The organism is Aliiroseovarius conchicola (genome assembly GCF_041403445.1).
Taxonomy (GTDB): Bacteria; Pseudomonadota; Alphaproteobacteria; order Rhodobacterales; family Rhodobacteraceae; genus Aliiroseovarius; species Aliiroseovarius conchicola.
Genome location: NZ_JBGEHL010000001.1, coordinates 347,247 through 373,463 on the forward strand (window position 1 = coordinate 347,247; position 26,217 = coordinate 373,463).

A 26,217-nucleotide genomic window follows, 5' to 3' on the forward strand; every position below is an offset into this window, starting at 1 on the left:
AATGGCCTCCGGTTGCACCAGACAGCGCTTGCCCCGGAACCAGGGCGGAACTGTCAGCTATCGTAGTCGATGACGTGGCGCAGTTGCTTTTCGAATTCCAGCGCCTTGCCGGTACCCAGCGCAACGCAATTCAAGCTTTCGTCGGCAACTGAGATGGACAGGCCTGTCTGCTCTCGCAGGGCCAAATCAAGTTCACCCAGCAGCGCGCCGCCACCCGTCAGCATAACACCACGGTCCACAATGTCTGCGGCCAGATCAGGCGGGGTCGCCTCCAACGCGGTCATCACGGCCTCGCAAATCTGCTGAACCGGCTCGGCAAGGGCTTCGGCCACTTGCGCCTGGCTGATCTCTGTCTCTTTTGGAACACCATTCAGAAGATCACGCCCGCGGATTTGCAGCGACGCACCACGCCCGTCATCGGGCATCCGCGCGGTTCCGATCGAGGTCTTGATCCGCTCAGCGGTGGTTTCACCCACCAGAATGTTCTGTTGGCGACGCAGATAGTTGATGATCGCGTCGTCCATCCGGTCTCCGCCCACACGGACCGAGCGCGCATAAACGATGTCGCCCAACGACATAACCGCAACTTCAGACGTACCGCCGCCAATATCGACAACCATGTTGCCCGTTGGATCTGTGATTGGCATGCCCGCCCCTATCGCTGCAGCGATAGGTTCCGCAACCAGGCCTGCTTTACGGGCACCTGCCGAAATAACCGACTGGCGAATGGCCCGTTTTTCCACAGGCGTTGCTCCGTGGGGAACACAGACGATGATCTTTGGTTTCGAAAACGTCGTGCGTTTGTGGACCTTGCGGATGAAGTGCTTAATCATCTCTTCCGCGCTGTCGAAATCCGCAATCACACCTTCGCGCATCGGGCGGATCGCCTCGATCGAGCCAGGTGTCCGGCCAAGCATCAGTTTTGCATCTTCGCCAACGGCCAGGACTTTTTTCACACCATCTTTGACGTGATAGGCCACCACAGACGGCTCGTTCAGAATGATCCCTTTGCCCTTCACATAGACGAGCGTGTTCGCAGTCCCGAGGTCAATCGCCATATCCGACGAGAACATACCCAATAAACCAGCCATCAATGCCTACCCCGTTTGCAAACCCTTCAAGTCCGCGATTCCCATCGGGCGCAGACCGAAGAATATATAAGCGCCGGTAAGCGTAGGTGAAAGCCCTAATGCACGCGCACAGGCGGATCACTGGCGGCTTATTGCTTAGTCGGAAAGGGCAAAGTTGTTGGATTTGTGCAAGTCACCAACTTTAGCCATTGGTGGGCCAAACCCGATGTTCATCATCAATGACAAAGACATGAGCATGCCGTCGGCCCTGACCGTGATGCGCGCGAAGATGGGGATGTTCAGGTGGCAGTTCTGGATGCGAGTGTTCGACCACCCGCTCTCCCGCCGCTGGCCACATCCAAATTGCTGACAATATACCGACAACACCCAAGCCACCCAAAACGACCAAAGCCGACGCCAGGCCAGCGCCTTCTCCGACCCATCCTGCCAATGGGTAGGTTATCAACCAACAAGCGTGCGACAGTGCGAACTGAGCGGCGAATATCGCTGGGCGGTCCTCGGCATGGACCGAGACCCGCAAGAGCCGACCAGACGGCGTTAGAATTGCCGAATACCCTGCGCCAAGAAGCGCCCAAAATACCAAGAAGACTGGCCAACTTGGCAGCTGCTCTCCAACAATAAGTGACGCAAATACAAAGGCTAGCGCGGTAACTCCCACCGCCGAAGGAAGCATGACGTTTCGTTCGCGCATACGCGTCAACAGGCGTGGCAGTATGATCGCGGCCAGCATTGAACCACCCCCGTAAGCGGCCATTGCCGTGCCAAGGTCGCGCGCGCCAAATCCATATTCACCGCGGACCAGCACCACCGTGTTTACCAATACAAAGGCGCTGATCGCCGCAGCCGTTAAGTTCAACGAAAGCAACCCCCGCAGCCGGGGCGTGGCCAGATAGATGCGTGATCCTCTGGTTAACCGCTCTCGGAATGGTCGCTGTTCTTTGGGTGGGGGGCGTGACGGCAAATTGGCTTTCGCCACCAAAGCGGCGGAAATCAGGAAGCCGATGACCGTGCCGGCAAACAGACCATGAAACGAGATGAACAGCAGCAAAAACGCCGCCAAGGCCGGGCTTAGCAGGTTTTCGAGGTCATAAGCCAATCGCGTCAAAGAAAGCGCATTTGTATAATCTTCCTCGTCCGTCAAAATATCTGGAATCGTCGCCTGAAAGACGGGTGTGAAGCTTGCGGAAGCGGTTTGTAGCAGGAATATCAGAACGTAGATGTGCCAAATCTCGGTGATGAACGGCAAAGCCAGTGCCACGCTTGCACGCACTAAATCCGCCCCGATCAGGACCAGTTTTCTTGGCAAACGCTCTGCCAGAGCAGCAAGCACAGGCGACAGTCCAACATAGGTGACCATCTTGATGGTCAATGCCGTTCCCAAGACCGCACCAGCCGCGTCCCCCGCCAACTCGAATGCCAAAAGCCCCAGCGCGATTGTCATCAATCCGGTGCCAAGAAGCGCGACAACCTGCGCTGCAAACAGCGTGGCAAATATCCGATGAGAGAGAATTCTGATCATACGGACGAGTGTAGCCCCGCCCGTATGTCGGTCAATGTGTCAAACCGCTTCGGGTTTGGTTTTTTCGCGACGTACAAGCAGGTTGTTCAACGCGTTGACGTAAGCCTTGGCCGATGCCACGACAGTGTCCGTGTCCGAGGATTGGCCGGTCACGATCTTACCGTTTTCCTCCATCCGAACGCTCACTGTCGCTTGCGCGTCTGTGCCTTCGGTCACGGCGTGGACTTGATACAGTTGCAGGCTCGCGTCGTGGGAAAACAGCTCTTTGATCGCATTGAATGTTGCGTCGACTGGACCGTCGCCAGTTGCGGTTTTCTGATGATCCACGCCATCGATTTCCAGCGTCAGGTCAGCGGACTGAGGCGCTTCTGTCCCGCAGATCACCCGCAGGAACTTCACCTGAATACGGTCATTGGCGGCGTCCGTTCCATCACGCATCAGGGCGATCAGGTCGTCGTCAAACACCTCTTTCTTGCGGTCTGCCAGCTCTTTGAACCGAACGAACACGTCTTTCAACTGGTTGTCGCCAATATCGAAACCCAGTTGGTTCAGACGATCGCGCAGCGCGGCCCGGCCCGAATGCTTGCCCAGCACCAAGCTGGTCTCGGACAGGCCCACATCTTCGGGGCGCATGATCTCGAACGTCTCGGCGTTTTTCAGCATGCCATCTTGGTGGATGCCGCTTTCATGTGCGAATGCGTTCTTGCCCACGATAGCCTTGTTGTACTGCACCGCAAAACCCGACACCTGTGCCACACGGCGCGAGATGTTCATGATCTTCTTAGTGTCCACGCCCGAGCTCCACGGCATGATATCATGGCGCACCTTCAGGGCCATCACTACCTCTTCCAGTGCCGTGTTGCCTGCACGTTCGCCCAACCCGTTGATCGTACATTCGATCTGGCGCGCGCCCGCTTCGACAGCCGCCAAAGAGTTCGCCGTCGCCATGCCCAGATCGTTGTGGCAGTGGGTGGCGAACGTCACCTCATCCGCGCCTGGTACTTTTTCGATCAGCATACGGATCAGTTCAGCACTTTCGCGCGGCGCGGTGTAACCTACCGTATCGGGGATATTGATCGTCGTGGCCCCGGCCTTGATCGCAATCTCAATCACACGGCACAGATAGTCATGCTCGGTCCGGGTCGCGTCCATTGCAGACCACTGCACATTATCGGTCAGATTACGCGCATGTGTGACTGTCTCGTGGATCAGATCCGCCATTTCGTCTTTAGTCAGGTTGGGGATTTCACGGTGCAGCGGCGAGGTGCCAATAAACGTGTGAATACGTGGTTTTGCGGCGTGGCGCACGGCCTCGGCGCATCGGTCGATGTCCTTAAAGTTGGCGCGGCTCAGCCCGCAAATCACCGAGTTTTTGGACCGTTTTGCAATCTCGGAAACGGCGGCGAAATCGCCCTCGGATGCAATCGGGAAACCCGCCTCGATGATGTCCACGCCCATCTCGTCCAGCATCTCGGCGATTTCCAGTTTTTCGTCATGGGTCATCGTCGCGCCTGGGCTTTGCTCGCCATCGCGCAGGGTCGTGTCAAATATCAACACTTGGTCTGATGTCTTGGTCATTTTCTTATCTCTTCAATATCAGTGTCTTAGCCATTTACCCCAGAGGGCTTACCCGGTTCGGGCGCATGTTTTCCATATGGGGCGGAGTATGTGGCGCGGTTGACATATCCTCTGAGCGGTCGCGCCGAACCGGCACGCTCAGAGGCGGCTAAGAAGTAGCAGAAGGCTCTGACCCAGCGCGGGGCGAGCGATGATATGTGTCTGCGTTTCCATGGTGGCGACTATACGGTGGAATTGCGCAAGTTAAAGCCCCTTTTTCCGTGAGATACGGATCGGGTGCCCAAAACGGCTCAGTTCGCAGACGCTCCCGCGCTGGCTTCCGCCGCTGCGGCACCGGCGTCCCCGTCGACTTGGGGTGCTGGTGATGCGGTCACTGCCCCAGCGATCACGCCGTCCTCCCAATCGCCTTCCTCAATGCTGCCGTCTGCACGGGTCACAACGCCTTTGCCGTTACGTTTTCCTTTAACGAAACTACCCACATAGCGGTCTCCGTTCGCATATAGCGCTTCGCCAAGACCTTCGAACAGCCCCGAGATCCAGTCGCCTTCATATATGAAGCCATCGGCAGCCACATATTTTCCCTTCCCCTCGCGTAGACCACCGACAAAACTGCCTTCGTAAACGGAACCATCTGTGAATTTCGACATTCCCTGACCGTGCGGCTGACCCGCCTGCCACTGTCCTGTATAAGAAGACCCGTCCGCAGCGGTTAAGCTACCCTGACCGTCATAGAGCGCATCCTTGAAGCCCCCGTCGTAGACCGTACCGTTGGAATACCGCGCAACACCTTTGCCCTCGATCACCCCGGCCTTCCATTCGCCATCGTAGACATTTCCATCCGGGTAATTGATCACCCCTGCCCCGTCGGCAAGCCCGCCCCGGAATTGCCCCTGGTAGGTCGAGCCATCGGGATAGGTAACGCTCCCGTCGCCCTCGATCACACCGGCAACCCAGTTCCCGTCATATTGATAACCATCCGCGCCGACAAACAGGCCCTTACCGTTGCGTTTGTCATCAGCAAATCCACCTTCGTACCGGTCTCCATTCGCATATACGACAACGCCTTGCCCTTGGCGGGCACCGGCTTCGAAGTTGCCTGTGTATATATCACCATTGGCCTGTTTCAGGACGCCCTTGCCCTGCATCTGTCCTTTGGACCAATTGCCGTCATAGATCATACCGTCAGCTTGCGTCAGGATGCCCGTTCCATCACGTTCACCACTGCGCATCTGGCCGTCGTAAAAAGATCCATCTGCATAGGTCGAGTTGCCTCGACCCTCTTTCACGCCTGCGACCCAATCACCCTCATAAACATAACCAGAGGGGCTTTGCAGCCGCCCTTGTCCGTGGTGCATGGCGTTGCGAAATCCGCCTTCGTACTTGATACCATTGGCATAGATCGCCATGCCAGATCCGTTGATCTTGCCATCGACCCAATCGCCTTCAAAGGTCGAGCCATCAGCGAACGTGATCTTCCCGAAACCTTCTGGCTTTCCTTTGGCAAAGCTGCCCTCATACACAGAACCGTTGGGGAAGCGGGCTACGCCCTGCCCAATGATCTCACCCTCGAAGAACTCACCGGTATATTCATATCCCGTGGGCAGCTGCAGCGTGCCCATGCCATGTTGCACGCCGCCTTTGAACGTGCCTTCATAGACAGCGCCATCTTCGTATTGTTTGGTCTCCACCTGAGCGAATGCCGGCAACACGCCCAGCGCCAAACCGAACGCAACACTTTGAAAACCAATACGAAGGCGAGCCATGTGCAACCTCTTTGCTGAGCGTACAATGTCGCGCGCACCCTCGCACGACCCCGGCCAAGCCTAAGCGAGCGATAGGTGTGAAACAACGGTTTTCACACGCGTGGTCTTTAACCCGCTCACAAACCTGCTACATCTGTGCCAAAGATGAAGCCTGGCATTGGGTGTCGGGTGACAAGGATACGCGCGATGAGTGACCATTTCCGCCTGACATTGGCACAGCTGAACCCAACCGTCGGCGCCATTTCCGCCAACGCAGACAAGGCCAGAAAAGCTTGGGCCGAAGCAAAGACGGCGGGCAGCGATATGCTGGCATTGCCCGAGGCGTTCATCACCGGCTATCAGACGCAAGACCTTGTCATGCGCCCACAGTTTTTCCGCGATGCGATGGCCGCTGTGGATCAACTGGCCGAAGACTGCGCGGATGGTCCTGCGATTGGAATCGGCGGGCCGTTTCATGACGGCAAAGATCTCTATAACGCTTACTACATCCTGAAAGGCGGTAAAGTGGCGACGCGTGTGCTGAAGCAGCGCCTGCCCAACTTCACCGTGTTTGATGAAGAACGTCAGTTCACATCCGCCGACCCGCAAGGGCCGTACGCCATGGGTCCAATCCGCATAGGCACCCCGATTTGCGAGGACGCTTGGCATGCAGATGACGTCTGCGAAACGCTGGCCGAAAGCGGCGCTGAGTTTCTGTTGATCCCCAACGGTTCGCCCTATTACCGTAATAAATTCGACGTGCGGATGAACCACATGGTGGGTCGTGTGATCGAAACCGGTTTGCCCTTGGTTTATCTGAACATGGTCGGCGGGCAGGATGATCAGATATTCGATGGTGGTACCTTTGCGCTGAACCCCGGCGGCGAGCTTGCCCTACGGATGAGCGCCTTCGACGAGGAGATTCGCCACATCAACCTGACCCGGACCGATGAGGGTTGGAGGATTGAAAGCAGCGACATCGCCCCACATGGCGACGAGTGGGAGCAAGACTACCGCGCCATGGTCGAAAGCTTGCGCGACTACATGGGCAAAACCGGGTTCAAACAGGTGCTACTGGGCCTGTCTGGTGGGATCGACAGCGCAATTGTCGCGACCATTGCCGCCGACGCGCTTGGCCCGGAAAACGTGCGCTGCGTGATGCTGCCATCGGAATACACCTCGCAAAGCTCGTTGGATGACGCCAAGGACATCGCGAACCGTTTGGGCTGCACCTATGACTTCGTACCGATCAAAGAGGGCCGCGACGCGATCACCAACACGCTCGCCCCGTTGTTCGAAGGCACCAAGCCTGATGTGACCGAGGAAAACATCCAGTCCCGCCTGAGGGGGCTGCTGTTAATGGCCCTGTCTAACAAAACCGGGGCGATGCTTTTGACCACCGGCAACAAATCCGAAGTCGCCGTGGGTTATGCGACGATCTATGGCGACATGTCGGGCGGATACAACCCGATCAAAGACATGTACAAAACCCGCGTGTTCGAGCAATGCCGTTGGCGCAACGCCAACCACCACGACTGGATGAAAGGCCCCGAGGGCGAGGTCATCCCCGTCTCGATCATCGACAAACCCCCGTCTGCCGAGCTGCGCCCGGACCAGAAAGACGAAGACAGCCTGCCCCCCTATGAGGTGCTGGACGCAATCCTTGAAGGGTTGATCGACGACGAGAAGTCAGTGGCAGAATTGGTCGCCGATGGCTTTGACAAGGCCACCGTTAAGAAGGTCGAACACCTGATCTACATCTCGGAATACAAACGCTTCCAGTCTGCGCCCGGCACTCGTCTGACCATGCGCAGTTTCTGGCTGGACCGCCGTTATCCGATTGTAAACCGCTGGCGGGATGAAAGCTGATCACCCCGCCTTGGTAACGCTCTAGCTTAACAACAGTTGATAGCTGTGGGGCACATAGCTGAACCCGTCGTCGCGTGTTTCCACGTACCCTATGGCGGGGAAAGGCATGTGATAGCCGATGAACGGCATCTTCTCGGCAGCCAGCATACCAAGCAAATTACGGCGGGTGGCGGCAGCGGCTTCTTTGTCGCGGTCAAACTTGACCTCCCAGTCCGGGTAGGCCAGCGACCAAACATAGTGATTGGCGAAATCGGCGGCAATCAGCAAAGACTGCCCGTTGCTTTCAAGGCGGTATGCCATGTGGCCGGGCGTGTGGCCAAAGGCCTCGACCGCTTCGATGCCGGGCACGACTGTATCTCCGCCCGAGATCATGGTCATTTGTTCAGCCAGCGGGGCAACCTTCGCATCAAAGCCCTCATTACCAGCCGCAGCCCAATGGTCAAACTCGACCGCGCCGGTAACATAACGCGCGTTGGGGAAAGTGACTCCACCGTCGCCTGACAGACCACCGATATGATCGCCGTGCATATGGGTCAGCACAACGACATCAACTTGGTCGGGCGTATAGCCTGCATCCGCCAAGGCGGCCGTGATGCCGGCCGGGTTCAGACCGGTATCAAATAATACAAGCTCATTGCCGGTATTAACCAGCGTCGGAGTGAAGAAAAACTGTGCCGCCGTATCCGGAATGTTGGCCTGCGCTGAGGCATCAGCAAATTCCTCGGCGCTGACGTTCATTCCAAAGATGCTCTGCGGTTCGCCGACTGTTCGGTTGCCAGCCAACAAAGTGGTCACTTCAAAATCGCCAAGTTTGACGGTCTGAGAACCGGTTCCTGCCAACCCCGTCATCGCGGCTTTGGCTTGCGCGCGACCGGCGACAAGGCCGACCAACGGTGCCGTTGCTCCCGCCACAAGCAGGTGACGGCGGGAAATTGCGGGCGTGAAAAAGCGTTTCATGTGGATCCTCCCAGTACGTAATGCTGTTGACGTATTGAATGTACTATACGCGAAAATCGTCAGTGGCAGATCGGCGTCACGCAAACGTGACGGCGGGCGGGGTCCATTCAGTTCTCCGGCTCAACTTCAACATCGCATGAGCAACGATTTACTGCTTGACCTCAAGCAGGCTTGAGGTCGCAAGTTGGTGGTTGAAATGGAGGGATCATGAGTAAATCGACCATAGATCACAGCCAGGCACGTGGATTTAGACCGCGCGCATTGGGCGAAATTGCCATACGCTGCAAGGACTTCCATGGGATGATCGCATTCTATCGCGATATACTGGGCTTGATCCCTTTTGGCGATACGACAAATCCAAGGGTGGTGTTCTTCCAGCTCGGAGAAAGCCACGGAGGTCACACTGCGGTCCTGGCACTATTCCGTCATGACGCCCCAGCGACTGGCCGCACTCGGTCCGGCTCCCACAGTCCTGAAACTGGCCCTCGTTCATCCCTGCATCACATTGCACTATCACTTCCATGGGAAGAACAGGATGCGGTGGTCAAATGGTATCGCGCAAATAATATGGAACATAATGTCGAGCATTTCGACTGGGTAGGCTGGCGAGGCGTGTTCACATTTGATCCCGATGGCAACACCGTCGAATTGGTGGCGAAGAACCCTAACTGGACCGCTGCAACCAATCCGCGTTAAACTGGGACATGGCCACCAACAAGACCCAAGCGACAAGCCAAAGCGTGGAAAGCTTCATCGCATCCGTCGATCCTGCGTCAAAGCGCGAGGATGCAATGAAACTGGACAAGGTTTTTCGCGACATAACCGGGTATCAACCGACCATGTGGGGTCCATCGATTATTGGATACGGCTCGTATCACTATCGCTATGACAGTGGGCGCGAAGGGGATTTTCTGGCCACTGGCTTTTCCCCGCGCAAGGCGCGCCATTCAATCTATATCATGCCGGGTTACGCGGATTACGGTTCGATCCTTGATCGGCTTGGAAAGCACAAAATGGGCAAGTCATGTCTTTATGTGAACAAATTGGCCGATATTGATCTGGATGTATTGGCTGAGCTGATCCGAACCGGTCTGGACGATCTGAACAAGACGTGGCCGGTGCAACCGAGCTAGAACGTAAATCCTATCGCGGCTTGGTCATTCTCATTCGGCCCACCACTCTACAATTTCATCAACGTCGCGCCGCGACCACCCGAAATGATGTGAAAACTGATGAACGACAATATGCGCCAACAGTTCAGCCAGGCCCACATCACCAAGCGACGCCCATTCATCCAAAATTGGCCTTCGGAATAGCCAGATGATATCTGGGGTATCTGGTTTCGTGGCGCTCGATTTATTGATCAGCGGAATGCCCTCATAAACTGACGTCAGATCAAACGCGTCTTCTATCTTCATTTCAGCCAGCAATACTGCGTTGGGCATATTCTCGACCCGAAATTCGACTTCCAGCGCTTTATCAATGAACGACGAAGGCAATCGCATCCTCGCGTCGTTAGCAAGCGCATAGATATCAGCAATCGTCGGGGCGTATTTGCGGTTCATTCGTAAAATATGGACAATTGTCGCCCAGTATGAAAGAGGGTCGGGCCAAGGAGACATCACCCATGACCACCACCCGCTTTGCCCCTTCGCCCACAGGTTACATCCACGTTGGCAACCTGCGCACCGCGCTGTTCAACTATCTGATCGCCGCCAAATCGGGCGGGCAGTTCGTATTGCGTCTTGATGACACAGACCCAGAACGGTCCAAGCAGGAATATGCGGACGCGATTATGGAGGATCTGGAATGGCTTGGTCTGACATGGGACCGCGTTGAAAAGCAGTCCGACCGGTTAGAGCGGTATGAGGCCGCCGCGCAAGAACTGCGCGATATGGGTCGCTTTTACGAGTGTTTCGAGACGCCGACAGAGCTGGACCTGAAGCGCAAAAAACAGCTGAATATGGGCAAGCCGCCGGTCTATGACCGTTCGGCGCTGGAGCTAAGCGATGACGAAAAGGCCAAGCTACGCGAAGAGCGTGGTCAGGGTCACTGGCGCTTTAAGCTCAATCAAGAACGCATCAACTGGACCGACGGTATCTTGGGCGACATCTCAATCGACGCGGCCTCTGTGTCCGATCCTGTCCTGATCCGTGGTGACGGCCAATTCCTGTATACGCTCGCCTCGGTTTGTGACGATATTGACTTCGGGATCACCGATGTCGTGCGCGGCTCGGATCACGTCACCAACACCGCCACGCAAATCCAGATCATCGAGGCATTGGGCGGCAAGGTGCCGTCATTCGCTCATCACTCCCTGCTGACTGGCCCGCAGGGCGAGGCGCTGTCGAAACGCCTTGGCACTTTGGCCATTCGCGACCTGCGTGAGCGCGGCGTGCAGCCGATGGCTCTACTTAGCCTTCTGGCGCGTCTTGGATCGTCGCAGCCCGTTGAGCTGCGTAACTCCCTGGACGAGATTATCGAGGGCTTCGATCTGTCGACCTTCGGTTCGGCCCCCACTAAGTTCGACGTCGAGGACCTGTTCCCGCTGACAGCTCGCTATTTGGCCAGCCTACCCGTCGATGCAGTGTCTGACACCCTGGACGCACTGGGCGTCCCTATGGAAACGGCAGGCGCGTTCTGGACCGTGGCACGTGAAAACATCACGACACTGGCTGATCTTGAAGGTTGGTGGACACTGTGCCGTGATGGTGCGGATCCAGTCATCGATGAAGAAGACCGCGAGTTTGTGGACACGGCGATGGGCCTGCTGCCTGACGGTCCGTATGACGCAGAAACATGGGGCAGTTGGACAAAAGCCGTGAAGGAAGCCACTGGGCGCAAAGGGCGTGGGCTGTTCATGCCATTGCGCAAAGCAGTTACCGGTATGAACCACGGGCCAGACATGTCTGCGCTACTGCCATTGCTGCAAGTCATTCGCGCAAAAGGGTAAACTCCCCGCGCCAGAGAACGCGCGGCTAGGCGTCGCGCGTCTCGTTCAACTCCATATGCCCGTCAGTGCGGCTGAACACCCGACGCAACATCGGCTCGAAAAACTCCAATGGTTTGGTTGGATACTCCGGATCAAAGCTCACTTGATCGTAGTCGTGACAGAATTTCACGCAGGCGTCGTAGTGCGGGCTGTCTTTGTATTTCTCGCGCGCGTGGCGATCCCCACCCAGATGGTGGTTGTAGTAGTATCCCTGAAAGACGCAGTGATGCAGCAAAATCCAATGCGTGCGCTCGCTGACATAGGGTTTCACGATAGCGGCCGCCAGTTCTCCGTGGTTGAACGGAGACAACGTGTCGCCAAGGTCGTGAATTAGCGCAGCAATCACCAAATCCTCTGGCTCACCTGCTTTATGCGCACGCGTCGCAGTTTGAAGCGAGTGTTGATAGCGGTTGATCGGATAAGGCGTTTCCTCCTCGTCCATATCCTTCATCGCAACCAAAATGCGGTCCGCGACAGCGTTTGCATAGGCCTCGTCATATTCCATGACGGCAAGGAAATCCTCCTTGCTAGCGTTCTCGAAACTCGTCCAAGTCGGTTTTGGTTTGTCCAGCATGATGACCTCGCTTTCCACTTCAGATTAGCGGAGCAATATCACCACGCTGTTCAAAAAACGACAGAGCTATCAGCCCAGATGGTCAACCACCGCCACATGTTGCGCCAGTTCGCGCACATGACCCATCCAATCATCAATTGTAGCCAGATCGGATGTCGCAGCCGTGACACCCGCTTTGGCCTGTCCATCCACAATCATATCGATGGCCAATGACACCGGCGTCGACACAAGCCGCGCCATCGCTGTTCCGCGCACGTCACCCCATGCGTCCATCACATAGGTTTTGTGATAGACGTGGGTACCGTCCTTCTCTGCCTTCAAGGCAACACACATGATCACGCGGTCCGGCTCGCCCTCGTCATAGGCATTGTCGCGCCAGAACTGGTCCGACATCTCTTTCAGCCGCGCATCACCTTCGGAGCCTTGAAGGGTTTCCACTTCGGCAAACACGTCCTTCCATGCCTCTGTCCATCCGTTCAGGCGCAAGGTTCCGCGCACGAACAGATCGACATTCCAGTCTGGGTCAAACGCATAATCCTCCATAAAGGGGATCGAGTCGCGGTTGGGATAGACCTCGAAGCTTTCGGTCGTTTGCAATGGCGCGTCATAGGAGGAAATGGCGTCCCATGGGCGTGCCACATCGTAAGGTTTACCGTTTTTTATCGAACGTGACGGGGACCGAAGTGCGGTTAGAACACCCAGCGGAGACCAACTGAATTTATAGCGAAACGGGTTGGCGATTTTGGGAACGCCGCCGCAATAGCTGATAAAACTCAACGTGTTATCAGCGTCATAACCTGCGCTGGCGCGATAGTCCGCCACCAGCCAATGCGCCATCAGGTGGTCGATGCCGGGATCCAGCCCGATTTCATTCACGCAAGACAGGCCCGCGTCTTTGAATGCCTCGTCCAACGCGCGCATCTCGGGCGAGATATAGCTGGATGAAACGAAGTGCGCACCTTTCTCAAGGCAGAGCTTCGCGACCGGGACATGCAGGTCACCGGGCAGCATCGATACTGCGATATCGCCGGGGGCGAGGGCAGACGCAAGCGCGTCCATGTCGAATGCACGAATATCACTATTCAGATCACCGACCGCATCCTGCGCTTTCTCGATAGTCCTGTTCCAGACAACAACGTTGCGACCGTTTTGGATCAGACGACGCAGGCCCGGAATGGCCGACAGGCCGGTGCCACACCAATGGATTGTCATTTCAAGCGCTCCTTCAGCCAAATTTCAGTTTTGCGACAATGATTGACCCAACCAAAGCCAAAGCAATTGCGTTGGCGATCACCATGGGCCACGCCTCAAGCATGACACCATAGACCAACCAAAGCGCCACCGACACAAACACCAACAGGTTCGTCGATAGTGAAAGGTCCTTTGTGTGTTTGGTGCGCCAAGTACGAATGGTTTGTGGCATCCAGCAGATCGTACTGACGATCCCAGCCACACTGCCGATAAAGGTTTCCATGTTCAGATGTCCTTCATATGGGTGCGGAACGTCGCTTCCGCGCGGCCCCAGACACCTGATTTCAGATCGGTGAGTGTTAGCAACGAGGGTAAAAGCTGCCCCGCATAGTCAATCGAGCTTTCAAGCGGCAACATCGAAGGCAGATTATCGATGGCCATGACATCCAGCACAGGGTCATTGGACACGCGAAGCGCTGGAGCGTCCCAACTGGTGGCTTTGTCATAGACCGGCACCGGGTTGTAATCGCTGTCCGGATCACAGGCCACGTCCCCGATTGCGGTCAACTTGCGATCCATCGTTAGCGCATCACGAGGAACAAAAACCGGTGTTTGAGGTCCAGCCAGAATGCAATTGATGAACACGTTGTGCTGAAGGATTTCTGGGAAGGGACCGCCGCTTGCAGTTTCCGCCATGTCCCATTTGGTCACTGCGACGCCCATCGCCTCCATCAAATCAGACGCGCCTGTGCCCACGCGGCCAAGTGCGCCGATGACGATGGCATTCGGGCGAGCCGTTCCTGTCGAATCCAACTCAACCCGCAATTCTTCCAGCAGCGCATCTTTGTTCCTGTAAGCGCCAACGGGACCACAAAGCCGACCGTGTTGCTGCGCGGCCCAAGCCTTCAGCGTCACGGCAGCGCCAGCAAATCCAGCCCAATAACCAAAGGCCGCAACGCGTCGTCCCGATTCCTCAACCAGATACTCCAAGTCGTAGAGCGTGCCACCACCCTCTTTGAAACGCTCCAACAAAGCGCGGCCGGAGTGCTGGCCCTTGAAGGCATGTCCGAACATGATGTGGCGATGTGGCAAGGGCGTGCCATCTTCAGGCAATTCCTTCAGTCCAAAAATTATCGCATCTGCAGGCGCATTTGGCCAAGAGTTCTCGGCCGCGATCTCGCACCCGGCATCGCGGTAACCCTCAATCCCAATGGCCCTGACTGAGCTTTCCTCGACCGTGACACGCAGCCCGCCATCGACCAGCGCCTTTGCGCCTTCCGGCGTCAAACCCACCCGATCCTCGTTGGGGCGTTGTTCGGCACGGACCCATAGATGTGTCATGAGGGATGCTCCTTAGAAATGTGTTTGCGCATGATGGCGGTCGATGGGTTCCAGATGCGGCACCGCGTTGAATTGGATCAGGGTCAGTCCGGCTGGCGTGAGCCTTAGACGGTGAACCGAGCTGTTCATGATCGGCAAAATTGCACGAGTGAATGGCCCAAGGTCCAACCCCATCACAACACGCGTCGCCATGCCGATGAAACCGCCAGAAGTGAAGATAATTGCATCCTCGCCGCGCTCGGCAATGTCGTGAATCACATCGCTGACACGGGCCTGAAAGTCCTGAAAGCTCTCGGGAGCGCCTTCAATCTTACCTTCTTGCCACGCAGCGAAAGTCAATGGCAGGTGATCAATGAAATCTCCATGCCCACGGGGGTGGGGAATGCCAAACTGGGCGTGCATCCGCTCTGACAGATCAAAATACCGCACCTCATCCAGCCGCGCATCCTGCGTATATTCTTCCATCCCCCATTCCTGTGCGGTTTGGTGATGGCGCGTCAGTGTTCCCGTATAGGCTGCTCCGTAACGCTGCCCTGTCGCTCGCATATGCTCGCCCAACCAGCGGGCCTGCTGGCGCCCCAAATCGGATAAGCGGTCGTACCCGGCCTCGTCTGTTGCGGTGTTGTTCGCCTGTCCGTGCCGGACAAGAGTGATGGTGGTCATTGGCGACTCCTTTGCGACCATTGCTAGAGAGTCGGATCGGTCACGAAAAGGGGGGCTGGCGCAAAAACGGCGTTGGGTGTCGGGATTGAATGTCTTACGTGCGGGTTTGCATGGTTTATACTACCCTTCGAAAGACGGAGGATCCGATGAGCGACGGCATCAAATTTACACTGGATGGGCGCGAAGTAGTGGCGCGTGAAGGCGAAAGCATCTGGGATGTCGCCAAACGCGAAGGCACGCTGATCCCGCATCTGTGCCACAAGGATGTGCCGAACCTGCGTCCGGACGGAAACTGCCGTGCCTGTGTGGTCGAGATCGAGGGTGAACGCACACTTGCCGCATCCTGCATCCGCGAGCCTGGCGAAGGCATGGTGGTCACGACAGACAATGCGCGTGCGAAAACGGCCCGCAAGATGGTGGTCGAGCTTTTGATGGCCGACCAGCCAGAGGTCGCTCATGACACCACTTCCCACCTTCTGGATATGGCGCAACTGAACGGCGTTGAAGAAAGCCGTTTTCCAAAGCTCGAAGAGGGCCGCATTCCGCTGTTAGATGACAGCCACGTCGCGATGAGCGTCAATCTGGACGCTTGTATTCAATGCAACCTCTGCGTCCGCGCTTGCCGCGAAGTGCAGGTCAACGACGTGATCGGTATGGCCGGTCGCGGGCATGATGCCTATCCCGTGTTTGATATTGCCGATCCGATGGGCGCCTCGACTTGTGTGGCCTGTGGCGAATGCGTTCAGGCCTGCCCGACTGGCGCGCTTATGCCTGCCAAGGTCAAAGATACCGCCGATTTCGATAAGGAAGTCGAAAGCATCTGCCCCTTCTGCGGGGTCGGCTGTCAGGTCAGCTTGCGCGTGAAGGACGACAAGATTGTTTATGCAGAGGGCATTAATGGCCCTGCAAACGAAGGGCGTCTTTGCGTGAAGGGTCGCTTCGGCTTTGACTATGTCAACCACCCACACCGCCTAACCAAACCACTGATCCGGAAAGAAGGCGCTCCCAAGGGGCTGAACGTTGACCCATCCGATCCGTTCACTCATTTCCGTGAAGCATCATGGGAAGAGGCGTTGGATGTCGCGGCCAAAGGCTTGATGAGCTTGCGTGACGAACATGGCGGCGAAGCCGTGGCCGGGTTCGGGTCGGCAAAATGTACGAACGAAGAAGCCTATCTGTTCCAGAAGTTCATCCGTCAGGGCTTCACCCATAACAACGTCGACCACTGCACGCGTCTTTGCCACGCATCCTCGGTGTCGGCCCTACTGGAAAACGTGGGCTCTGGCGCCGTGACCGCGACGTTCAACGAAATCGAAAATGCCGACGTTGCCATCGTCATCGGATCAAACCCGATCGAAAACCATCCGGTTGCTGCGACCTATTTCAAGCAATTCACCAAACGCGGTGGCAAGCTGATCATCATGGACCCGCGCGGCACGTCGCTCAGCCGGTTCGCGACCCACATGTTGCAGTTCAAGCCCGGCGGTGACGTCTCGATGCTGAACGCGATCATGCATGTGATTGCCGAAGAGGGCCTGACGGACGAGACCTACATCGCCGAACACACCGAAAACTGGGAGGCGATGCGCGAGCATCTGAAAGCATTCTCGCCCGAAGATATGGCCGAGATTTGCGGTATCTCTGCTGATGAATTGCGCGCCGCCGCCCGCACCTTTGCGAACGGCAAAGCCGGTATGATTTTCTGGGGCATGGGTGTCAGTCAGCACGTCCACGGTACAGACAATTCGCGCTGCCTGATTTCGCTGGCTTTGATGACCGGAAACGTCGGACGTTCGGGCACAGGCCTGCACCCTCTGCGCGGTCAAAACAACGTGCAAGGCGCGTCGGACGCTGGCCTGATCCCGATGTTCTATCCCGACTATAAGTCCGTGAAGGACGAAGATGTTCAGGCGCTCTATCGCGAAGTCTGGGGCATCGAAGATTTGAACCCTAATCCCGGCCTGACCGTGGTCGAGATTATGGACGCTGTCTATGATCGCAAAATCAAAGGCATGTATATTCTGGGTGAAAATCCAGCCATGTCCGATCCCGATGTGACTCACGTACGCGAGGCCCTCAAGCGGATGGAATTCTTGGTCAGCCAAGACATCTTCCTGACCGAAACCGCCGGATATGCAGATGTGGTCCTACCCGCCGCTGCACTCGCCGAAAAGACTGGCACCACGTCAAACACCAACCGTCAGGTGCAGATGTGTCGCCCTGCGGTGGCACCTCCGGGTGAGGCAAAAGAGGATTGGTGGATCACCACCGCACTGGCCAAACAGATGGGCATGGGCTGGACCTATGACCATCCCAGCCAAATTTATGCAGAGATGGAGCGGGTGATGCCGTCACTGGCAAACATCACATGGGATCGTTTGTCTGAACAAAACGCCGTGACCTACCCGTCGCTCAGCCCGCAAGATCCCGGTCAAGCCGTGGTGTTCGGTGATGGCTTCCCCCGTGAAAACAAACGCGCGCGCTTTACCCCCGCCGCAATCCTGCCACCAGCCGAGTTGCCGGATACGGAATATCCCATGGTGCTAACCACTGGGCGGCAGTTGGAGCATTGGCACACTGGGTCCATGACCCGCCGTGCCACTGTTCTGGATGCGATCGAGCCAGAGGCCAACTGTTCACTCAACCCCAAGACCCTGCGGGAAATGGGGATCGAAGCTGGCGACATGGTGCGTCTGACCACCCGGCGTGGATCCATCGAAATCATGGTGCGCGCGGATTACGGCGTGGCCGAAAACATGGTGTTCCTGCCTTTTGCCTATGTAGAGGCCGCGGCCAACACACTGACCAATCCGGCGCTCGATCCCTATGGCAAGATCGCCGAGATGAAGTTCGCGGCTGTGAAAGTCGAAAAAGCGATGATGGCGGCTGAATAATCGCCAAGCACTCGGAATGGCGCGACTGGATGAACCAGCCGCGCCGTTAGACCCAGCTTTTGGGGTCTAACCTGAACAGCTTTGACAATTCGTCATAGACCGCCGGCTCTTGCTGATACAGCGCTTGTGGCCGTTCAAAGAACACCTCGACCGCCACGGCGAAAAATTCCTCGTGACCTTCTGCGCCGTACGGATCGATTACCGTGTCGCGGCCATTTCTGAGATTGGTCAGATGGGCCTCATACCCTTCAACAAAGACCTGCGCCCATTCCGCGAAGCTCTGATCGGGTCCAAGCACTGGCACGCCGTCTGTATGGCCCGACAGGTCGTCGATCTGGTGGGCAAATTCGTGAAACACGACGTTATGGCCGTCACGATCATTTATGGCGCCTTGTTGGGAATGCGCCCAAGACAAAACAACAGGGCCGCGCGCCCAGCTTTCGCCCAACCGCACGGTTTCCTCTTCGGTCACGACATAGCCGTCGTGAACCTGCCTGCGCGACTTGAAAGCTCCAGGATAGATCAGGATCGTATAGAGATTTTTGTACCAAGTATCGGTGTTTGCAACCAGCAGACAGGCTTGTGTCGCAATCGACAATCGCATCTCTTCGGTCACCTCCAAACCATCACACCCGATAAATTCGATCTGATGCAAAAACAGGGAAATTTTGCCCTCGAGTTTGTCACGCAACTCGCGTGGAAGCCTGTTTGTCAGCGGGACCTGCGCGCCAATAACGGCGCGTTGATGATCGTTTAGCGGTGTGGACAATAGCTCTGCACGAGTTTGTTTTCTTGACCAATATCGATAGCCGAACACTCCGGCAATCAACACCAACACGCTAAGAAAATAGATCATTCACACACCTCAATTCGGCCAGACATCCTATACCGACCTAGTTAAGTACTTTTTTAGCGATTGTCAGTGCATCGGCGCTGATGTCAGCTAACCCATGCATAAATGCACAATGTCTGTTCAAAATCGCCTCTGGTGATCTTTTGTTCCGTCAGGCAGTCTGATCGAACCAGTGTAAGGACAGATTATGACAAGTAGCGACAGTACAGACACCGCCCAAGCAGCATTCCTAGAAGGCAGCTTGATGCGCCACATCACGGTAATGTCGCTGACGGCGTCGGTGGGCCTAATGGCCATTTTTCTGGTCGACCTGGTTGATATGATCTTCATTTCGATGCTGGGCCACAAGGAACTTGCAGCCGCGATCGGCTATGCTGGCGCGATCTTGTTCTTCACTTCGTCCTTCGGGATTGGCATGTCGATCGCAGCAGGCGCACTGGTTGCGCGCGCGCTGGGTGAAGGCGACGCCCATATGGCCCGACGACGAGCAGCAACAGCACTTTTTTACGGCGTGATCATCGGGGTAATTTTTGCCGCAGTTGTCTGGATCTATGTACCCGAACTCTTGGGACTCGTTGGGGCATCGGGTGAGACACTCGATTTGGCCACCACATATCTTCGGATCATTCTGCCCAGCCTGCCAATCCTGATTGTCGCAATGATCGGAGGCGCTATTCTACGCGCGCACCGCGACCCCCGAAGGGCAATGATGGCCACCATTTGGGGAGGTGTCGTGAACGCCGTGCTTGATCCCATTCTGATCTTTGGCCTAGACCTTGATCTAACGGGGGCTGCCATCGCATCAGTCTGCGCGCGCATCACTATTGCGGTCGCCTCGATCTATCCTGTGATGAAACACCATGGCGGGTTGGACCGTCCCTCAAGCGACGAAATTCGCGTGGATCTTCCCGCGCTTATGACAATCGCCGTACCCGCGATCTTGACTCAGTTCGCAACCCCTATTGGACAAGCCTATGTCACCCGTTCCATGGCGGAGTTCGGAGAGGACGCCGTCGCCGGGATGGCGATCATCGGCCGTTTGATTCCTGTTTCGTTTGCCGTGATTTTCGCTCTGTCTGGTGCCATTGGGCCCATCGTGGGCCAAAACTTTGGCGCGGGTCGATTAGATCGGGTGCGAGGAACGATCAGGGACGGAATGATCTTCGTCCTTGTGGTCACCGTCTCTATCAGCCTGATCCTGTATTTAGCTCGCGCGCCCATCGCTAACCTTTTCAATGCAGAAGGCCCCGCCCGCGAACTGGTGTATCTGTTCTGTGGACCATTGGCACTGGCTTGGTATTTCAACGGAGTGATCTTTGTGACCAACGCAAGCTTCAACAATCTCGGCCACCCCTTCTATTCCACATGGGTGAACTGGGGGCGCCAGACCTTGGGAACGATCCCCTTGGTTCTGCTCGGCGCGACCTATTGGGGCGCGCCCGGGGTGCTGATTGGACAAGCCGTTGGTGGTTTGATTTTTGCGGGGATCGCCCTAATCCTATCGGCAAGGGTGCTGCGCATGGCAGAGCAAGGTCAATGCGATACCACACAGCAACCCTACCAGCGCCAATCGCGCCTAATCTCGCTGTTTAATTACCGCAGATAGTCGCGAGAGCCCTTCATCAACGACGCTTAACTCCTCGTCAGTCAAGACCTGTGCGCGGGGATAGATGGGCGCGGCGCGGTCATCAATAATTGGCGCATGCCAGCCCTCGGTCGTCTCGAAGAAATGAACTGCGCCGTCCAGTCCAAACTCGGTCAGGTACCCCTGCACAACCACGTCGATATAACTCAGAAGAACCGGGTTTTGATCTGTTGGCGAATGATGCTCCCCTTGCGCAATCGCATAGATCGCGACGTCGAGGTCGCCGGCGTTATGACGAAGCTCCCGCCCCAGCGGTACGCGGGCATAAGCGCGCTCGCGTTCATCCAGCGCAACCCAGTCTGAACCCGGAACAGACGCTATCAAGCCCTCAATATAATCGTCTCGATCTGGCACCGCAGTCAGATAGCAAATGTCGCGCGAAGGTGAACGTCGCCAAGCGCGGCGCCACCCGTTGACGCGCGCGGGTTGGGCGTTCTCATACGCATGTGTCCGCCGGTTCACCAACGAGCCATAACCAAAAAAATACGGGTCTTGCATGGGGTTAGACTGCAACCGCATACAAAAGTATTCAACCTCTTGCCCCAAACAATTTTGGACGCTAGGTTAGCGACATCGCATCGGGAGAATCTGGCGAAAGCCGGTGCCGAAGGAGCAACCGCCCTGGTAAACTCTCAGGCCCACGGACCGACGCGGCGCATAGGACTCTGGAGAGAGGCACTGACGTGCCCGCCGAAGGGATAACGATCTCAGGCGCACAGGACAGAGGGGGCATCATTGGGCGTGTAAGCGTTCGAACGATGTCGGGCGCATGGCTTCCATAGCATTCCGACGACAGATGGAGGAATGATCATGGGTGCATCCCAAGACGATCTGAAACGGACGGGTCTTTATGACCTTCACGTAGAGCTTGGCGCCAAGATGGTGCCGTTTGCTGGCTATGAGATGCCCGTGCAATATCCGCTGGGTGTTATGAAAGAGCATCTGCACACCCGCGATGCCGCAGGCCTGTTCGACGTCAGCCACATGGGTCAGGTGATCCTGCGCGGTGACAACCCCGCTTTGTCGCTTGAACGCATCGTACCCCAATCTGTTGTCGCCCTTGCCGAGGGTCGCCAGCGCTATGGTCTGTTTACCAATGACGATGGTGGCATTCTTGACGATCTGATGATTGCCAACCGCGGCGACCATTTGTTCCTTGTGGTAAACGCCGCCTGCAAAGACGCCGACATCGCCCATATGCGTGCGCATTTGACCGATTGCGAGATCGAAGTGATCGACGACCGCGCGCTGCTGGCCTTGCAAGGTCCCGCCGCTGAGGCCGCATTGTCCAGCCTCGTGCCCTCGGCCGCAGATATGAAGTTCATGGACGTTGCCGTGACCGACAGCGATTTCGGAGAGCTTTGGATTTCGCGATCAGGCTACACCGGCGAAGATGGCTACGAAGTCTCGGTCCCCGAAGCGAACGCCGAGGCGTTTGCCCGCGCCCTGATCGCAATCGACAGCGTAGAGCCGATCGGACTAGGCGCACGCGACAGTTTGCGGCTTGAGGCTGGCCTTTGCCTGTATGGCAACGACATCGACACAACCACAACACCGGTTGAAGCGGCGCTCGAATGGGCCGTGCAGAAAGTGCGTAAAACCGGAGGCGACCGCGCAGGCGGCTTCCCCGGTGCCGACCGCATCCTGCCCGAGTTTGACAACGGCGCAGGCCGCCGCCGCGTGGGCCTTCTGCCCGAAGGTCGTGCGCCAATGCGGGCCGGTACGGAACTTTATGCGTCAGCGGATGCCGACACCCCGATCGGACAAGTTACGTCGGGCGCATTTGGCCCATCGATCGAGCGCCCGATGTCTATGGGCTATGTCAGTATTGACCACGCCGATACCGGCTCTAAGATTTTTGGTGATGTGCGCGGCAAGCGCCAGCCCGTCACGGTCGCGGACATGCCGTTCCGCCCCGCCACCTATAAACGTTGACCCCAGAATACCAGCAGGAGACACCAAATGAAGTACACCGAAGAACACGAATGGCTGCGCGAAGAAGATGGCAACTACATCGTGGGCATCACAGCCCACGCCGCCGAGCAATTGGGCGACGTTGTTTTTGTTGAGCTGCCCGAGGTGGGTGACACCGTCTCGAAAGATGACGAGATTGTCGTAATCGAAAGCGTTAAAGCGGCATCAGACATCCTTAGCCCACTGGACGGCGAAGTCGTCGAAGTGAACGAGGCCATCGTGAATGAGCCGACAAAGGTCAACGAAGATGCCGAGGGCGAAGCCTGGTTCTTCAAGATCAAGGCGTCCGACACCAGCCCATTGGACGACTACATGGACGAAGCCGGATACAAAGATTTTATCGGCTAAGTTCGGGACTATTCCCGATTTCTGAATTGCGCGGGGGCTTTGATGGCCCCTGCCCACCCAACATGCCCTGACCCCGAACGGAGAACCGCCATGTCGTTCACGCCCACCGGTTACAAACCCTATGATTTCGCCAATCGTCGCCATATCGGCCCCTCGCCCAAAGAAATGGACGAGATGTTCGAAGCCGTTGGCGTCAAGGATTTGGACGACCTGATCAGTCAGACCGTCCCTGACAGCATTCGTCAGAAAGAAGCTTTGGATTGGGGGCCTGCCCTGTCTGAACGCGAAGCGCTGCACAAAATGCGCTATGTGGCTGTGAAGAACAAAGTCATGCGCTCGCTGTTGGGGCAAGGCTATCACGGGACGGTTACGCCGCCTGCGATCCAGCGTAACATTCTGGAGAATCCGGCATGGTACACGGCTTACACGCCCTACCAGCCCGAGATTTCGCAGGGCCGACTTGAAGCGCTTCTGAACTACCAAACCATGATCTCCGACCTAACAGGGCTCGAGATTGCCAACGCGTCGCTTCTGGACGAGGCCACGGCCTGCGCCGAAGCGATGACCATGGGCCAACGCATCGCCAAGTCGAAAGCCACCAAGTTCTTTGTGGACGAGGCTTGCCACCCACAAAACATCGCAGTCATGAAAACCCGTGCGGCCCCTCTAGGCATTGAGATCGTCATCGGCGACCCCGAAACCGATCTCGTACCCGAAGACGTGTTCGGCGCGATCTTCCAGTACCCCGGCACCTTCGGTCGCGTGCGCGATTTCACCAACCAAGTGGCAGCTCTGCACGCTGTGAAAGCAGTGGGCATCGTGTCGGCTGACCCACTGGCGCTGACCGTCTTGAAAGAGCCGGGCGCAATGGGGGTCGACATTGCTGTCGGATCATCCCAGCGCTTTGGTGTTCCAATGGGCTTCGGTGGCCCACATGCCGCCTATATGGCGACCGCCGACAAGCACAAGCGCAACATGCCGGGCCGTTTGATCGGTGTGTCGGTCGATGCGCGCGGCAACCAAGCCTATCGCCTGTCGCTGCAAACGCGCGAACAACACATCCGCCGCGAAAAGGCGACTTCAAACGTCTGTACCGCGCAAGCTTTGCTGGCGGTGATGGCCGGATTCTATGCCGTGTTTCATGGCCCCGAGGGTCTGAAAGCCATCGCGCAGGACGTGCATCTGAAAACCGTTCGCCTGGCCAAAGGGTTGGAGGATGCAGGCTTCACCATCACCTCCAAGCACTTCTTTGACACGATCACCGTGCATGTCGGCGCGCTTCAGAACACCGTTCTGAAATCCGCCCGCGAAGAAGGCATCAACCTGCGCCCGGTTGACACGGAATATGTTGGGATCACACTGGACGAAGCCACCCGCCCCGCTGTGATCGAAGGCGTCTGGCGCGCTTTCGGCATCAATCGCGCATACGACGACGGCGATAATGAATACCGCCTACCCGATGACATTCTGCGCACATCAGAATACCTCACCCACCCGGTCTTCCACATGAACCGGGCCGAGACTGAGATGATGCGCTACATGCGTCGTCTGGCGGATCGTGATTTGGCGCTTGATCGCGCTATGATCCCGCTTGGGTCATGTACCATGAAGCTGAACGCCGCCGCCGAAATGATGCCGGTCAGCTGGCGTGAGTTTGCTTACATCCACCCGATGGCCCCTGAAAGTCAGGTCGAAGGCTATGCGGAAATGATCGCGGATCTGAAAGAAAAACTCTGCCTGATCACCGGTTATGACGATATGTCGATGCAGCCGAACTCTGGCGCGCAGGGCGAATATGCAGGGCTTTTGACCATTCAGGCCTATCATCGTGCCAATGGTGAAGGTGATCGCAACGTCTGCCTGATCCCGATTTCGGCGCATGGTACCAACCCAGCGTCCGCTCATATGGTCGATCTGGATGTCGTCGTGGTGAAATCCGCCGAAAACGGAGACATCGACCTTGATGACTTCCGCGAAAAGGCGGCCGCTGCTGGCGACAAACTAGCGGCTTGTATGATCACCTATCCATCGACCCACGGTGTTTTCGAAGGCACCGTGCGCGAGGTCTGCAAGATCGTCCACGATCACGGTGGTCAGGTCTATATCGACGGCGCCAACCTGAACGCGATGGTTGGTGTATCGAAACTCGGTGAAATCGGCGGCGACGTCAGCCACCTGAACCTGCACAAGACGTTCGCCATCCCGCATGGCGGCGGTGGCCCCGGCATGGGTCCAATTGGTGTGAAAGCACATTTGGCACCACACTTGCCGGGCAATGGTCTTGCTGGGGAAGAAGGGGCGGTTTCCGCAGCACCCTATGGCTCGGGTTCGATCCTGCCAATCAGCTGGGCTTATGTCCTGATGATGGGTGGCGACGGTCTGACCCAAGCCACCAAGGTTGCGATCCTGAACGGCAACTACATCGCGGCCCGTCTGAAAGGAGCGTTCGACGTCCTGTTCACCGGGAACAACGGACGCGTCGCGCATGAGTGCATCATCGACACCCGCCCCTACGCGGATAGCGCAGGCGTGACCGTTGATGACATCGCCAAGCGCTTGATCGACAACGGGTTCCACGCGCCGACCATGAGCTGGCCGGTCGCAGGCACCCTGATGATCGAACCGACCGAGTCCGAGTGCAAGGCCGAGTTGGATCGCTTCTGCGACGCCATGTTGGCGATCCGCGAAGAAATTCGCGATATCGAAGAGGGTAAGATTGACCCAGAGAACAACCCGCTGAAGAACGCGCCCCACACATATGTGGACCTCGTGGGTGAATGGGATCGACCCTATACCCGCGAACAAGGGTGCTTCCCGGCCGGCAGCTTCCGCGTCGATAAATATTGGTCGCCAGTTAACCGCGTCGACAACGCTTATGGCGATCGCCACTTGGTCTGCACATGCCCACCGCTCACGGATTACGTCGACGACTAAATTCGGGTTGTGTACCAAATAAGACGGGCGGTGGAGAGATCCACCGCCCGCT

Annotated in this window: 22 protein-coding genes and 1 riboswitch; of the genes, 9 read left to right on the forward strand and 13 right to left on the reverse strand. The window is 56.9% G+C overall.

Going from position 1 to position 26,217, the window contains the following annotated elements; translation table 11 throughout:
* Positions 1-53 precede the first annotated feature (53 nt).
* From V6N04_RS01725 to V6N04_RS01740, 4 genes are all read right to left on the reverse strand, one after another.
* Positions 54-1,091 carry a rod shape-determining protein gene (locus V6N04_RS01725; RefSeq protein WP_371168386.1) on the reverse strand — a complete coding sequence of 346 codons (1,038 nt, stop codon included), beginning with the start codon at positions 1,089-1,091 and terminating at the stop codon, positions 54-56.
* A 181-nt stretch (positions 1,092-1,272) separates the two neighbouring features.
* Positions 1,273-2,610: an MFS transporter gene (locus V6N04_RS01730; RefSeq protein WP_371168387.1), complete on the reverse strand. Its 1,338-nt coding sequence runs from the start codon at positions 2,608-2,610 to the stop codon at positions 1,273-1,275.
* A gap of 39 nt (positions 2,611-2,649) precedes the next feature.
* Positions 2,650-4,188, reverse strand: coding sequence for a 2-isopropylmalate synthase (locus V6N04_RS01735; RefSeq protein ID WP_371168388.1), 1,539 nt, complete (start codon positions 4,186-4,188; stop codon positions 2,650-2,652).
* Positions 4,189-4,478: 290 nt separating this feature from the next.
* The gene (locus tag V6N04_RS01740) at positions 4,479-5,951 is read right to left on the reverse strand and encodes an MORN repeat-containing protein (protein ID WP_371168389.1); all 1,473 of its coding nucleotides are present in this window, start codon (positions 5,949-5,951) and stop codon (positions 4,479-4,481) included.
* 186 nt (positions 5,952-6,137) lie between these two features.
* On the opposite strand from V6N04_RS01740, the gene V6N04_RS01745 reads away from it, so the two are divergent.
* Entirely contained in the window at positions 6,138-7,799 is a 1,662-nt protein-coding gene (locus V6N04_RS01745) for an NAD+ synthase (protein ID WP_371168390.1), read from the forward strand.
* 21 nt (positions 7,800-7,820) lie between these two features.
* Here V6N04_RS01745 and V6N04_RS01750 read toward each other — a convergent pair whose 3' ends face one another.
* Entirely contained in the window at positions 7,821-8,756 is a 936-nt protein-coding gene (locus tag V6N04_RS01750; RefSeq protein WP_371168391.1) for an MBL fold metallo-hydrolase, read from the reverse strand.
* Positions 8,757-8,963: 207 nt separating this feature from the next.
* On the opposite strand from V6N04_RS01750, the gene V6N04_RS01755 reads away from it, so the two are divergent.
* Together V6N04_RS01755 and V6N04_RS01760 are read left to right on the forward strand one after the other, a co-directional pair.
* Positions 8,964-9,452: a VOC family protein gene (locus tag V6N04_RS01755; protein WP_371168392.1), complete on the forward strand. Its 489-nt coding sequence runs from the start codon at positions 8,964-8,966 to the stop codon at positions 9,450-9,452.
* A gap of 8 nt (positions 9,453-9,460) precedes the next feature.
* Positions 9,461-9,889: a DUF1801 domain-containing protein gene (locus V6N04_RS01760; protein ID WP_371168393.1), complete on the forward strand. Its 429-nt coding sequence runs from the start codon at positions 9,461-9,463 to the stop codon at positions 9,887-9,889.
* A gap of 30 nt (positions 9,890-9,919) precedes the next feature.
* Here V6N04_RS01760 and V6N04_RS01765 read toward each other — a convergent pair whose 3' ends face one another.
* Entirely contained in the window at positions 9,920-10,378 is a 459-nt protein-coding gene (locus V6N04_RS01765) for a metallopeptidase family protein (protein WP_371168394.1), read from the reverse strand.
* A 5-nt stretch (positions 10,379-10,383) separates the two neighbouring features.
* Here V6N04_RS01765 and gltX point away from each other — a divergent pair, with 5 nt between their 5' ends.
* Complete coding sequence (gene gltX / locus V6N04_RS01770; protein ID WP_371168395.1) at positions 10,384-11,709, forward strand: glutamate--tRNA ligase; 1,326 nt, start codon at positions 10,384-10,386, stop codon at positions 11,707-11,709.
* 25 nt (positions 11,710-11,734) lie between these two features.
* Here the strand turns inward: gltX and V6N04_RS01775 are convergent, their stop codons facing one another.
* The 5 genes from V6N04_RS01775 to V6N04_RS01795 all read right to left on the reverse strand — a co-directional run bounded on the left by V6N04_RS01775 (position 11,735) and on the right by V6N04_RS01795 (position 15,517).
* Positions 11,735-12,322 carry an HD domain-containing protein gene (locus V6N04_RS01775; protein ID WP_371168396.1) on the reverse strand — a complete coding sequence of 196 codons (588 nt, stop codon included), beginning with the start codon at positions 12,320-12,322 and terminating at the stop codon, positions 11,735-11,737.
* Between the two features lie 69 nt (positions 12,323-12,391).
* Positions 12,392-13,534 carry a saccharopine dehydrogenase family protein gene (locus V6N04_RS01780; RefSeq protein ID WP_371168397.1) on the reverse strand — a complete coding sequence of 381 codons (1,143 nt, stop codon included), beginning with the start codon at positions 13,532-13,534 and terminating at the stop codon, positions 12,392-12,394.
* Positions 13,535-13,547: 13 nt separating this feature from the next.
* Complete coding sequence (locus V6N04_RS01785) at positions 13,548-13,796, reverse strand: SemiSWEET family sugar transporter (RefSeq protein WP_371168398.1); 249 nt, start codon at positions 13,794-13,796, stop codon at positions 13,548-13,550.
* A 2-nt stretch (positions 13,797-13,798) separates the two neighbouring features.
* Positions 13,799-14,854: a saccharopine dehydrogenase gene (locus V6N04_RS01790; protein WP_371168399.1), complete on the reverse strand. Its 1,056-nt coding sequence runs from the start codon at positions 14,852-14,854 to the stop codon at positions 13,799-13,801.
* A gap of 12 nt (positions 14,855-14,866) precedes the next feature.
* The gene (locus V6N04_RS01795) at positions 14,867-15,517 is read right to left on the reverse strand and encodes a histidine phosphatase family protein (protein ID WP_371168400.1); all 651 of its coding nucleotides are present in this window, start codon (positions 15,515-15,517) and stop codon (positions 14,867-14,869) included.
* Between the two features lie 146 nt (positions 15,518-15,663).
* Here V6N04_RS01795 and fdhF point away from each other — a divergent pair, with 146 nt between their 5' ends.
* Positions 15,664-18,411 carry a formate dehydrogenase subunit alpha gene (fdhF, locus tag V6N04_RS01800; protein ID WP_371168401.1) on the forward strand — a complete coding sequence of 916 codons (2,748 nt, stop codon included), beginning with the start codon at positions 15,664-15,666 and terminating at the stop codon, positions 18,409-18,411.
* A 46-nt stretch (positions 18,412-18,457) separates the two neighbouring features.
* Here fdhF and V6N04_RS01805 read toward each other — a convergent pair whose 3' ends face one another.
* Positions 18,458-19,267, reverse strand: coding sequence for a M90 family metallopeptidase (locus V6N04_RS01805; RefSeq protein WP_371168402.1), 810 nt, complete (start codon positions 19,265-19,267; stop codon positions 18,458-18,460).
* Positions 19,268-19,451: 184 nt separating this feature from the next.
* Between V6N04_RS01805 and V6N04_RS01810 the strand changes: the two genes are divergently transcribed.
* Complete coding sequence (locus tag V6N04_RS01810) at positions 19,452-20,870, forward strand: MATE family efflux transporter (protein WP_371168403.1); 1,419 nt, start codon at positions 19,452-19,454, stop codon at positions 20,868-20,870.
* Here V6N04_RS01810 and V6N04_RS01815 read toward each other — a convergent pair.
* Complete coding sequence (locus V6N04_RS01815) at positions 20,841-21,407, reverse strand: gamma-glutamylcyclotransferase family protein (RefSeq protein ID WP_371168404.1); 567 nt, start codon at positions 21,405-21,407, stop codon at positions 20,841-20,843. The genes V6N04_RS01810 and V6N04_RS01815 overlap by 30 nt on opposite strands.
* A 71-nt stretch (positions 21,408-21,478) precedes the next feature.
* A riboswitch (glycine riboswitch) is annotated at positions 21,479-21,567 on the forward strand.
* A gap of 152 nt (positions 21,568-21,719) precedes the next feature.
* Between V6N04_RS01815 and gcvT the strand changes: the two genes are divergently transcribed.
* The 3 genes from gcvT to gcvP all read left to right on the forward strand — a co-directional run bounded on the left by gcvT (position 21,720) and on the right by gcvP (position 26,165).
* Positions 21,720-22,844, forward strand: a complete 1,125-nt coding sequence (gene gcvT / locus V6N04_RS01820) for a glycine cleavage system aminomethyltransferase GcvT (RefSeq protein WP_371168405.1) — start codon at positions 21,720-21,722, stop codon at positions 22,842-22,844.
* A gap of 27 nt (positions 22,845-22,871) precedes the next feature.
* Positions 22,872-23,231 carry a glycine cleavage system protein GcvH gene (gcvH, locus tag V6N04_RS01825; RefSeq protein WP_371168406.1) on the forward strand — a complete coding sequence of 120 codons (360 nt, stop codon included), beginning with the start codon at positions 22,872-22,874 and terminating at the stop codon, positions 23,229-23,231.
* Positions 23,232-23,321: 90 nt separating this feature from the next.
* Positions 23,322-26,165 carry an aminomethyl-transferring glycine dehydrogenase gene (gcvP, locus tag V6N04_RS01830; protein ID WP_371168407.1) on the forward strand — a complete coding sequence of 948 codons (2,844 nt, stop codon included), beginning with the start codon at positions 23,322-23,324 and terminating at the stop codon, positions 26,163-26,165.
* Positions 26,166-26,217 lie beyond the last annotated feature (52 nt).

Excerpts from the sequence above, each read along its gene's own strand:
- V6N04_RS01750 (WP_371168391.1), bottom strand. The coding sequence starts at position 8,756 with ATGAAACGCTTTTTCACGCCCGCAATTTCCCGCCGTCACCTGCTTGTG.
- V6N04_RS01730 (WP_371168387.1), bottom strand. The coding sequence starts at position 2,610 with ATGATCAGAATTCTCTCTCATCGGATATTTGCCACGCTGTTTGCAGCG.
- V6N04_RS01805 (WP_371168402.1), bottom strand. The coding sequence starts at position 19,267 with ATGATCTATTTTCTTAGCGTGTTGGTGTTGATTGCCGGAGTGTTCGGC.
- V6N04_RS01725 (WP_371168386.1), bottom strand. The coding sequence starts at position 1,091 with ATGGCTGGTTTATTGGGTATGTTCTCGTCGGATATGGCGATTGACCTC.
- fdhF (WP_371168401.1), top strand. The coding sequence starts at position 15,664 with ATGAGCGACGGCATCAAATTTACACTGGATGGGCGCGAAGTAGTGGCG.
- V6N04_RS01775 (WP_371168396.1), bottom strand. The coding sequence starts at position 12,322 with ATGCTGGACAAACCAAAACCGACTTGGACGAGTTTCGAGAACGCTAGC.
- V6N04_RS01745 (WP_371168390.1), top strand. The coding sequence starts at position 6,138 with ATGAGTGACCATTTCCGCCTGACATTGGCACAGCTGAACCCAACCGTC.
- gcvH (WP_371168406.1), top strand. The coding sequence starts at position 22,872 with ATGAAGTACACCGAAGAACACGAATGGCTGCGCGAAGAAGATGGCAAC.
- V6N04_RS01740 (WP_371168389.1), bottom strand. The coding sequence starts at position 5,951 with ATGGCTCGCCTTCGTATTGGTTTTCAAAGTGTTGCGTTCGGTTTGGCG.
- V6N04_RS01810 (WP_371168403.1), top strand. The coding sequence starts at position 19,452 with ATGACAAGTAGCGACAGTACAGACACCGCCCAAGCAGCATTCCTAGAA.
- V6N04_RS01760 (WP_371168393.1), top strand. The coding sequence starts at position 9,461 with ATGGCCACCAACAAGACCCAAGCGACAAGCCAAAGCGTGGAAAGCTTC.
- V6N04_RS01790 (WP_371168399.1), bottom strand. The coding sequence starts at position 14,854 with ATGACACATCTATGGGTCCGTGCCGAACAACGCCCCAACGAGGATCGG.
- gcvP (WP_371168407.1), top strand. The coding sequence starts at position 23,322 with ATGTCGTTCACGCCCACCGGTTACAAACCCTATGATTTCGCCAATCGT.
- V6N04_RS01755 (WP_371168392.1), top strand. The coding sequence starts at position 8,964 with ATGAGTAAATCGACCATAGATCACAGCCAGGCACGTGGATTTAGACCG.
- V6N04_RS01795 (WP_371168400.1), bottom strand. The coding sequence starts at position 15,517 with ATGACCACCATCACTCTTGTCCGGCACGGACAGGCGAACAACACCGCA.
- gcvT (WP_371168405.1), top strand. The coding sequence starts at position 21,720 with ATGGGTGCATCCCAAGACGATCTGAAACGGACGGGTCTTTATGACCTT.
- V6N04_RS01765 (WP_371168394.1), bottom strand. The coding sequence starts at position 10,378 with ATGTCTCCTTGGCCCGACCCTCTTTCATACTGGGCGACAATTGTCCAT.
- V6N04_RS01735 (WP_371168388.1), bottom strand. The coding sequence starts at position 4,188 with ATGACCAAGACATCAGACCAAGTGTTGATATTTGACACGACCCTGCGC.
- gltX (WP_371168395.1), top strand. The coding sequence starts at position 10,384 with ATGACCACCACCCGCTTTGCCCCTTCGCCCACAGGTTACATCCACGTT.
- V6N04_RS01815 (WP_371168404.1), bottom strand. The coding sequence starts at position 21,407 with ATGCAAGACCCGTATTTTTTTGGTTATGGCTCGTTGGTGAACCGGCGG.
- V6N04_RS01780 (WP_371168397.1), bottom strand. The coding sequence starts at position 13,534 with ATGACAATCCATTGGTGTGGCACCGGCCTGTCGGCCATTCCGGGCCTG.
- V6N04_RS01785 (WP_371168398.1), bottom strand. The coding sequence starts at position 13,796 with ATGGAAACCTTTATCGGCAGTGTGGCTGGGATCGTCAGTACGATCTGC.